Consider the following 9,854-nt stretch of genomic DNA (forward strand, 5'->3'; position numbering starts at 1 on the left):
GACAGGCATCCTGCGTTGGGATTTGACGATCCCCGCCAAACGCTTCGGAAGCAACGCGTATGATCATCACTACGTCTACACGATCGAAATGGACCGAACTCAATCAATCGTCAGCAACGACGTCGAACAGCAGATGCGCAACGACCTGCGATTCAATCGATCCGGCGGAGGCGGGATGGGGGGAGGTTTTGGCGGAGCCATGGGAGGCGGGATGGGAGGAGGCGGTGCGTTTTAAGCACTACACCCGGTGTCTTTTGTTAGCGGCAGGGCGCGAGCCCTCCGGTATTTGTTAGCGGCAGGGCGCGAGCCCACCGGTCTGTCAACGTAAAACCGGACGGCTCGCGCCGTTCCGCTATCTCCTTCAGCATTTGTTAGCGGCAGGGCGCGAGCCCTCCGGTCTGTCATGCTGAAACCGGACGGCTCGCGCCGTTCCGCGACGTCCTTGGAGGCTCGTGGCTAGCGCCATCGGCTCACTGGATCCTCGACTGCTGAATCAACTGTTTGACGATCTCTTCTCGCGTGCCGGCCTTTTGCAAGATCAGACGCTGGCGGTCGGCCCAATCGATTCGGCCGGCGATCTCTCGGACCATCAACAATTCCGATTCGCAATTCAGGTCTTGCGCGACGCCGCGCAATTTGCCGAGCAAGCGTTCGACGATCTCGGCCACGGTTTTCTCGGAATAGTCGAAGGTGTCGACCAGCGTCGCGGCTACTCCGTAACGCGCCGCCCGCCATTTGTTTTGCCGCACCATCATCGGGTGGCAATCGAACTGATACGTCCCCTCATCGATCCGATCGCTGAGGTACTTGACCAGGCACTGGATCAACGCCGCCAGGGCACAGACGTGATCGATGTTCCCCGGCATGTCACACATCCTGACTTCGACGGTGCCGAAGTTGTGGTGTGGACGCACATCCCACCAGATCTCACGGATCGTGTTGATGAACCCGGTCTCTTCCATGTGGTTGACCAGCCACACGTATTCACTCCAGTTGCGCATCAGCGTTGGCAAGCCCGCCGTCGGCAGCCCTTCCATGACTTTGCTGCGATGCGAGTGCAGGCCCGTGTCACGGTCTTCCCAATAGGGGCTACTCGCCGACAGTGCCAGCAGCAACGGCAGGTGCTGCATGATTCGATCGCAGATCATGACAGCTTTGTCGCCCGAATCGACGCCGACGTGGACGTGCAACCCGAACGTGATCAGCCGCCGCGCCATCTCTTGCAGCAATCGGACCAGTCCGCGATAGCGTTCGTCATCGGTGACGACTTGGTCCTGCCAGTGGCTGAAGGGATGCGTCGCGCCCCACCAGAGCCCGAGTCCTAGATTGTCGGCGGAATGTTGCAGGGACCTGAGTTTTTCGGACAGATCCACACGGGCTTCGGAGACCGTGGTGCAGACGCCGCTGATGACTTCGACGCAGGACTGCATCAATTCGTGCTTGCACGATTCAGAGATGTCGTCGGGCAGGGTCGCCAAAAGTTCGCTGCTGCGGTTGGACAGCGCCATCGAATCGGTGTCGACGATCCCGAGTTCCAATTCGACCCCGACAGTTTGCGACGTGTTCGAATGAAACTGGAACTTGCTCATCACCGGTCCGGGTCAAAGTAGTTGATGATCGACGCTGCGAATAGTTTAGCGGCGTGGGCGATGGCATGCTCATCGACATCAAAATTTCCGGTGTGCAGCGGCGCCCCGCCGACCTGATCGCCCGCGACACCCAAGCGGAACATCGCGCCGGGAACGTGTTCCAAATAAAACGAAAAATCTTCGCTGCCCATACTCGGTTCGTCGATCCAATCAACCGACGCCGGGTTCAGGACTTGGATCGCCGAATCGTGCAGCAATCGAATCAGCGCCGGGTCGTTCATCACACCCGGGGCGGAGGAACCGAGTCGCAGCCGGACCTCGCATCCCGTTTCGCGCGCCGTCGCTTCGCCAACGTCTTCGAGCACCTCCAGAGTCCGTCGACGTGCTTCGACGCTCAGTGATCGAAGCGTCCCTTTGATCGTCGCGGTGTCCGGGATGACGTTGGGGCTGTGTCCCGCGTCGATCATTCCGATCGATAGCACGACGGTATCGTGGGCGTTGATGGCACGGTGGACACGCCGATAAGCGGATTGAATCCACCGGGTGCAGGCATCGATCGGGTCGTTGGTCAAGTGCGGCCGTGCGGCGTGGCCTCCGGAACCGATGAATCTGACCTCCAACATGTCACAGGCCGCGGTGAAGGCGTGTTCTCGCAACCCCACACAGCCGACTTGGCGGGTGGGATCGACGTGCAACGCCAAGACGGCACCGACGTCGGCGAGGGCATGATGATGAATCATGTGCAAGGCGCCTTCGGCGGTTTCCTCGGCCGGCTGCAAGATCGCCCGCGCCGCGATCGGCCAGGGTAACCTGCCGGTGTGTTGCAACTGCGAGAGCAGTTGCATGGCGGCGACGATCACGGTCGCATGAACGTCGTGTCCGCAGGCATGCATCACCCCGTCGACCGTGCTGTGGTAGGCGACGGATTTTTCGTCTTGAATCGGCAACGCGTCGATGTCGCCGCGGATCGCGATGCGGGGGTGATTCGCCAAAGCTTTGTCGGTCACCAAGTCGGCGATCAATCCACGACCTTCACCGGCGACGCGAATCGGCAGATCCAACTTGGCGAGCAGCGTTTTCAGGTACTGAGTCGTCAGCGTTTCGTGGCCGGAAAGTTCCGGGTGCTGGTGCAGATAGCGACGCAGTGCAATCCAGCCGCCCCCCAGTTCTTTCGCGGCTTCGTTGATCGCTTCGATCCAAGCCTCAGGGTGGGATGCGTCTGATCGGGAAGTCTCCGATCCGGACGTGTCAGAGCCCGCCGTTTCAGGGTCGGCCATGTCTAACTCTCCGAGCACAGATTCGGAGACAAATGAGCTGGCTGCTGATGCAGGTGCATCGAGTGATCCCTGGCTGGAAGCATGGTGAGGAGAACGGTCAAAGCGGGCCGCCAACCTGCCTGCGACGACCTCGTCAGGCAGGAGCGACAGAATAACCACTCCAGTGATTCCGAGCAAACCAAGGCGGATCCTCCTTCAATTCACTTTCAAACCGATTTCGCGTCGAGGATCTCCGCCGCCACACGCAGCCCGCTGTTCATGGCACCTTGAATGCTGGGGGTTTCCCGGTAGTCGCCACAGACGTAGAGATTCGCCGGAGCATGGAGCCCATCGATTTGATCAGCGCGAACGGGCTGGACGACGGGATCCAGATTCAACTCGGGCAATCCGTACGGGACACGGATGGTTTGCACCAGATCCCATTGATCGACGTCGTCGCCGAACCAGCGCCGTGCCTGGTCACGAACCGAATCCTCCAACGCATCGGCCGGTTGCTCGGTCTGAGCATCCGAGATGCTGACCGAAATCAGTGATCGGCCGCCGGAAGCATATTCGGGCGCGACATCGCTGAGCACGACGGCGGTCTGGATCGGCCCCGTTTCATCACCCCGCAACATCAACAGCTTGCCGGTGTTGGGCGAGCGGTCGGCGACGAAGTACATCGTGGTGGCATCGTTCCAGCGGGTTGCCAGGTCGGGCGCATCGAGCAATCTCGCCGCGGCGTTGCTTTCGGTCGCGACGACGACGGATGCCGCGTCGAGGTGGCTGCCATCGGTCAGATGAATCCGATGGTGTGGGTCAACGTGCTCGATCGATGCGACCGTGGTGTTCAACCGCAACGTTCCGCGCGGAAGGCTTTCGGCCAACTGTCGCGGAATGGCAGCCATGCCATCGGCGGGAATGGCGATGTCGCCGGCGGCAAACATGCGAAAAACAAATTCGAACATTCGGCTGGACGTCGAAAGCGATTCGTCCAGAAAAACGCCGCCGAGGAATGGCCGAAAGAACTCATCGATCATCGCCTTGGAAAAACCGAGCTGCCCCAGTCGCTGCTCGGTCGACTCGCCGTCGCGATGATACAAGTCGTGCAGCGATCCCCGTCCGGCCAGAAACCGGGCCTTGGCGATCCGCAATTTGTCCATCAGGGACCCGACCGGGCTGGTCGCGGTGGCCAACGCCTGCCCCGGTCGACGCCAGGGATCGCCGAGGCGGGCGAACCGACCGCGTTTGCGCACCAGCGCCCCCGGCTCAAACGCCCGTAGACGCAGGCCTTCATAATCGAGCAACTCGCGGCAAGCCGGGTAGGCGGTCAGCAAGACCTGAAAACCGTGATCCAGTTTCAACCCGTCGACCACGTCCGTCCGGACACGCCCGCCGACGCGATCGCTGGCCTCGAGCAACGTGACCGGATGACCGCGTCCGGCAAGCCGCTTGGCACAGGACAGCCCCGCCAGCCCCCCGCCGATGATCACCGTGTTGGCGGGCGAATCGGGGGGATTCGAATTCGTTCCACTGTCAGATTGGATTGCGTTCACGGTTGTTCCGATAGAGTGAAAATCGACGAGCGGGACACCCAGGACGCCCGGTGACGTGGGCATGGCTGCGAACGGCGATTTCGTTCCATCGACGACTGCCCAGGTGGACAGCCCCCCGTTATTGTCTTAAATAGCACCGAGCCCGAGCAGCGTGTTGAATGACCGACGTCGGATTCTAGCGATCCTTTCCCTTCTCTTCGACCTTCATTCTTTATTGGCCATCGATTCATGCGTGTCATCGTTACCGGATCCAGCGGATTGATCGGGTCAGCCGCGGTGCGTCATTGGGACGCAGCGGGCGATCAAGTCATCGGCATCGACAACGACATGCGTTCGACCTTTTTTGGGCCCGACGGCAGCACCCAGTGGAATCAAACGCAGCTGGAAGCAGAAACCCAGAATTTCCGCACCGAGTCCATCGACATTCGTGACCGCGACGCAATCCTGGACTTGTTCAAGAACGAAACGCCCGATCTGATCATTCACTGCGCCGCACAGCCCTCGCACGACAAAGCGGCCGCGATCCCGTTTCTGGATTTCGAAGTCAACGCGGTCGGAACGTTGAACTTGCTGGAAGCCACCCGCCGCCATGCGCCCGATGCCGTGTTCTGTCACATGAGCACGAACAAAGTCTACGGCGACGCCCCCAATGAACTGCCATTGCGAGAACACCCGACCCGCTGGGACTACGCGCGCGAAGAAGACTATCACGGAATCGACGAAACCTGTCGCATCGACCAGACCATGCATTCACTGTTCGGAGCCAGTAAAACCGCCGCCGATGTGCTGGCGCAGGAATACGGAAAGTACTTCGGATTGAAGACGGGAATCTTTCGCGGCGGATGTTTGACCGGGGCAAGCCACAGCGGAGTGGAACTGCACGGTTTCCTCAGCTATCTGGTCCACGTCGCCGTGACGGGAAAACCCTACACGATCTTTGGCTACAAGGGAAAACAGGTCCGCGACCAAATCGAGTGCACCGATGTCGTCGGCGCCTTCGAAGCCTTTGCCAATAACCCTCGCCCCGGCGAGGTCTACAACATCGGGGGCGGACGTGAAAACGCCGCCAGCGTGCTCGAGTGTATCGCGTTGATCGAAGAAATCAGCGGACACCGAATCGAGTACTCAATCGGCGATGAAAATCGCAAGGGCGATCACATCTGCTACATCAGCGATCTGAGCAAGTTGCGCCGCGACTATCCCGACTGGGACATCCGCGTTTCGCTTCGAGAGATCGTCACACAACTGATCGCCAGTGCCGAAGTGCGCCAGGGCAAGACGACGTAGGGTTTCGGCCGCTTACCGACTCTCGATCTGAGGGCAATCGGACAAATGCAAGACGGTGCGACACGTGCGTGTTTTTCGACATAGGTTTGGTGTGGTCCGTCATCGGTTTACGAAATGGCCGCCCACCTGAGGCAGCCGTTCTGTGCCAGCCGCCCTGAGTCGGACAGTCGAAACGAATCGCCCACCTGTCAATCATGAACTCAGCGCCAAACACTGCGATCGACACTTCGGAAACGCCCCCCGTCGCGGAGCAGGTTGGATTGGGTGTCCCCACCGGCGACGATGAAATCCATTGCCTGATTCCGTCGGCCGACGGCTACACGGGGCCCGAACGTCGTGCCAGCCGTCGGATCCCGCGAACGCTCGAGATCTCGGTTCAACCCATGGATCTCCAGATGAAGGAGACGGGCCGGTCGTTCTTCGCCATCACGCGTGACATCAGCCAAGGCGGGCTGGCATTTTTAAGCTCCCAGAAATCCGACTTCGAAAAAGCGGTCGTGTCGCTCAACGATGGCATCGCGCCGGGAATCGTCTGTCGGATCTGCCACAGCTCATTGGTTCACAGCAGCGGGCCCGAAGAAGTCTGGTTGACGAACGTCGAGTACTTGCACCTCCATCGACCTCGCAATTAGCCCGGATCGCCTGCTTGGCCCCCGCCGGGCAACGCTGTGCAGTATTTTTTAGCGGTAGGGCGCGAGCCCTCCGGTGTTTCGGGAACGATGAGGGACCGGAGGGCTTGCGCCCTGCCGCTAACAACTCGTCAAACGCAGGGAATCAATGCTTCACAGCGTTGCCCGCTGGTCCCCTGAGCGGACTTCCGCGGGTGGTCCGTCTCGACGAGCGGCAGGATTGATTACAATTCCTGCATTCGCAGCCGGTCGCCACCAATCGCAGAAACGGGCGTTCGGCGTTCCTCCCAGACACCCAGAGCTGATATGCCCCGCTTCGCTACCGCGCTCGCCGCGCTCGCCCTTCTGGCCTCCACCGGTTTTTGCCAAGACGATTCGACCACGCCCCCCGAATCCGTCTCCTTGTTCAACGGCAAGGATCTTTCCGGGTGGATCGGGCGTGCCGATTTGTGGTCGGTCGAAGACGGCCAGATTGTCGGCCGAACCGTCGCCGAAAAACCGCTGCAACAAAACACGTTTTTGATCTACACCGGCAGCGAACCGAGCGACTTTGAATTGACGTTCCAATTCAAGATCGAAAACACGAACTCCGGCGTGCAATATCGCAGCAAGATCATGGACAAGGAAAAATTCGTCGTCGGTGGGTACCAGGCGGACATCGATTTTTCGAACCGCTACGCCGGGATTCTCTACGAAGAAAAAGGCCGCGGCATCTTGGCCGAACGCGGTCAGTCGGTCACGATCGACGAGCAGGGCAAGAAAACCCGCAAGACCTTTGCCGACGGAACCAAACTCGGCAACGGCATTCACCCCGGCCAGTGGAACGAGTATCGCATCGTCGCCAAAGGAAACCACCTGCAGCACTTCATCAACGAAACGATGACGGCCGAAGTGTTCGACAACCAGCCCGGCAAATCCGCTTCATCGGGCGTGATCGCGTTTCAATTGCACCGGGGCGATCCGATGGTCGTGCGGTTCAAGAACATCGTGCTGCACCCGGCCGAGTAACCGCGGGACGGCTTCCCGATCGACTATGATCCCCCTAGGAGCATCTCATGACAAAGTCGATTTGGGCCAGTGACGATCAAACGGAAACCCTGCTGGCCGCTGCGCGGTCGGGCGATTCCGACGCGGTCAACCGTTTGCTGGAAAAGCACCGGGCGCCGATCCGGCGGCTGGTCGAATTGCGTCTGGACCGCAAGGTCCAACGCCGCGTGGACGTCAGCGATGTCGTTCAAGACGTGATGATCGAAGCCAGCGGTCGGCTCGACAAATACCTGTCCGACCCGGCGATGGCATTCCACCTTTGGTTGCGCCAAATCGCTTGGGATCGGATCATCGATACCTATCGGCGGCATCGCGTCAGCGCAAAGCGGAACATGGACCGCGAGCAACCGATGACCTCCCCGGGCGGTCCCGACCAGTCGACGATGGAGTTGGCCGTCCAACTGTGTGATCCCGGTTTGACACCCGCGACGGCCGCCACGCAACGCGAGATTGCCGCCAAGGTCGAAGCGGCGATCGAAAAGTTGAATGACCAGGATCGCGAAATCATCCTGATGCGGCACTACGAGCACCTTTCCAACTTGGAAATCGCCGAGGTGCTGGGGCTCAATCCGCCCGCGGCAAGCATGCGGTACCTCCGCGCCGTGCGTCGATTGCGTGAGGTGCTTCAAGAGGACGACCAGTCGTCATCGACCAGTGATGAGTTTCGCCGGTGAGCGACCTGTCGGCCCGCGACGAGCAGCGGTTGGCGGACTTGTTGGCCGAGCTGACCGATGCGATCTGCCGCGACCAACCGATCGATTTTGATCGCGTCTGCCGCGAGAACCCAGACCTGGCCGACGAACTCCGCAAACTATGGGGCGCCGTGTTGGTGACCGACACCGCGGGGATCGCCGCCGATCAGCGGCCGCCGACACCTGCCGGGGACGACAATCGCTGGCGACGTCTCAAGCTGCCCACCACGATCGTTGACTATGAACTGATCGAAGAGGTCGGACGCGGCGGCATGGGCGTCGTCTTCCGCGCCCGTCAGATCAGCCTGGACCGTGAAGTCGCGGTCAAGATGATCCTGCGAGGTCGGTTGGCCAGCGACGTCGACCTGGAACGCTTTTTGGCCGAAGCGGCGGCGACGGCTCGGCTGGTCCATCCAGGCATCGTTCCCGTCTACGAAGTCGGCGACATCGACGGTCGCCCGTTCTTCAGCATGCAGTACATCAAGGGAGAAACGCTCGCCGATCGGACCGCCCGGGGGCCGCTGCCGCAGCGTGAAGCAGCCCGAATCATCGCCGACGTCGCCCGCGCCGTGCAATTCGCCCACGACCAAGGTTTCGTTCATCGCGACTTAAAACCCAGCAACATCCTGCTCACCAAGGAAGGGCAAACGCTGATCACCGACTTTGGGTTGGCCAAAGAATCGGGCGCCAACGTCAATCTGACCCGCAGCGGCATGCTGGTCGGAACACCGGCCTACATGTCGCCCGAGCAAGCCGGCGGCAGACGTGAGTTGCTCGGGCCGGCGACCGACATCTACAGCCTGGGGTCGATGCTCTACTTCACCCTGACCGGCCGACCACCGTTCGTCGCGGAAACGCCGGTCGAAATGGTGATGCTGGTGATCGAACAAGACCCCAGTCCCCCGCGGGCACTCCGCCCGGGACTGGACCGCGATCTGGAGATGATCGTGATTCGCTGTCTGCAAAAACCGATCGATCTGCGTTACGCCACGGCCGGCGATCTGGCGAAGGATCTGGAGGCCTTTCTGGCCGATGAAGTCGTGGCGGCCCGCAGCGGACGGTTTGCACAAGTGATCGCCAGGATTTTTCGCGAAACGCACCACGCCGCCGTGCTGGAAAACTGGGGCACGCTTTGGATGTGGCATTCCCTGGTGCTCTTGGTGGCGTGTTATTTGACCTGGCAGCTCGAATTCTTAGGTTACGAAAATCGATTCATCTACATGGGGCTGTGGACGCTCGGATTGGGCGCGTGGGCGGCCGTGTTTTGGAAATTCCGGCAACGGATGGGACCGGTAACGTTTATCGAACGCCAGATCGCGCACGTCTGGGGCGGCAGCATGATCGCGATCGGGATGTTGTTTCCGATCGAGTGGCTGCTCGGGCTGGACGTGCTGGTGCTCTCGCCACTGCTGGGCGTGATCAGCGCGACCGTGTTTGTGGTCAAAGCGGGCATGCTGACCGGCGCGTTTTACTTTCAAGCGATCGCACTGTTCGCCGCGTCGCTACTGATGGCCGTCGCACCGCGCTGGGCGCATCTGATCTTCGGGATCGTCTCGGCGCTCTGCTTCTTCATCCCCGGATATCAATACTGGCGCAAGAGACAACGACAAGGCGGCTGAGGCAGATTTCCATGGCTCAGCCAAAATCGTCCAAGGACGTCGGTGAATGCCTGCCGGATAACCGCTGATCGAGCATTCCTGCCCGTCAGACATCTCCCGACGAGCGAACGTTAGGCAAGCGCTATGAACGAGTTGACGATGAAAAGAGATTCATCATCGGCCGCCCATTCCATCGGATC

The 9,854-nt window shown here is 60.4% G+C and carries 8 protein-coding genes and 1 pseudogene; 6 read left to right on the forward strand and 3 right to left on the reverse strand.

Translation table 11 applies throughout. From position 1 onward, the window contains the following. A pseudogene (locus tag ABX749_RS10070) lies at positions 1–235 on the forward strand (hypothetical protein); the annotation flags it as partial. Positions 236–470: 235 nt separating this feature from the next. Here ABX749_RS10070 and ABX749_RS10075 read toward each other — a convergent pair. From ABX749_RS10075 to ABX749_RS10085, 3 genes are all read right to left on the reverse strand, one after another. After that, positions 471–1,589, reverse strand: coding sequence for a YbdK family carboxylate-amine ligase (locus ABX749_RS10075; protein WP_372895863.1), 1,119 nt, complete (start codon positions 1,587–1,589; stop codon positions 471–473). After that, positions 1,589–2,866, reverse strand: coding sequence for a M20 family metallopeptidase (locus tag ABX749_RS10080; protein WP_372895864.1), 1,278 nt, complete (start codon positions 2,864–2,866; stop codon positions 1,589–1,591). The genes ABX749_RS10075 and ABX749_RS10080 overlap by 1 nt, the downstream gene beginning before the upstream one ends. Positions 2,867–3,072: 206 nt before the next feature. Continuing rightward, complete coding sequence (locus ABX749_RS10085) at positions 3,073–4,401, reverse strand: NAD(P)/FAD-dependent oxidoreductase (protein WP_372895865.1); 1,329 nt, start codon at positions 4,399–4,401, stop codon at positions 3,073–3,075. A gap of 228 nt (positions 4,402–4,629) precedes the next feature. On the opposite strand from ABX749_RS10085, the gene ABX749_RS10090 reads away from it, so the two are divergent. From ABX749_RS10090 to ABX749_RS10110, 5 genes are all read left to right on the forward strand, one after another. After that, positions 4,630–5,688 (forward strand): NAD-dependent epimerase/dehydratase family protein, encoded by a 1,059-nt coding sequence (locus ABX749_RS10090; protein WP_372895866.1) that lies wholly within the window; start codon positions 4,630–4,632, stop codon positions 5,686–5,688. Between the two features lie 194 nt (positions 5,689–5,882). Continuing rightward, positions 5,883–6,320, forward strand: a complete 438-nt coding sequence (locus tag ABX749_RS10095) for a PilZ domain-containing protein (protein ID WP_372895867.1) — start codon at positions 5,883–5,885, stop codon at positions 6,318–6,320. A 303-nt stretch (positions 6,321–6,623) separates the two neighbouring features. Next, on the forward strand, positions 6,624–7,325 hold the full coding sequence (locus ABX749_RS10100) for a DUF1080 domain-containing protein (protein ID WP_372895868.1): 702 nt from the start codon (positions 6,624–6,626) through the stop codon (positions 7,323–7,325). A 47-nt stretch (positions 7,326–7,372) separates the two neighbouring features. Then, a complete protein-coding gene (locus tag ABX749_RS10105) occupies positions 7,373–8,038 on the forward strand; it encodes a sigma-70 family RNA polymerase sigma factor (protein WP_372895869.1) in 666 nt (221 codons plus the stop codon). Next, positions 8,035–9,675: a serine/threonine-protein kinase gene (locus ABX749_RS10110; protein ID WP_372895870.1), complete on the forward strand. Its 1,641-nt coding sequence runs from the start codon at positions 8,035–8,037 to the stop codon at positions 9,673–9,675. The genes ABX749_RS10105 and ABX749_RS10110 overlap by 4 nt, the downstream gene beginning before the upstream one ends. Positions 9,676–9,854: the final 179 nt, after the last annotated feature.

The sequence above is a fragment of the Stieleria sp. genome (genome assembly GCF_041595215.1).
Lineage (GTDB): Bacteria > Planctomycetota > Planctomycetia > Pirellulales > Pirellulaceae > Stieleria > Stieleria magnilauensis.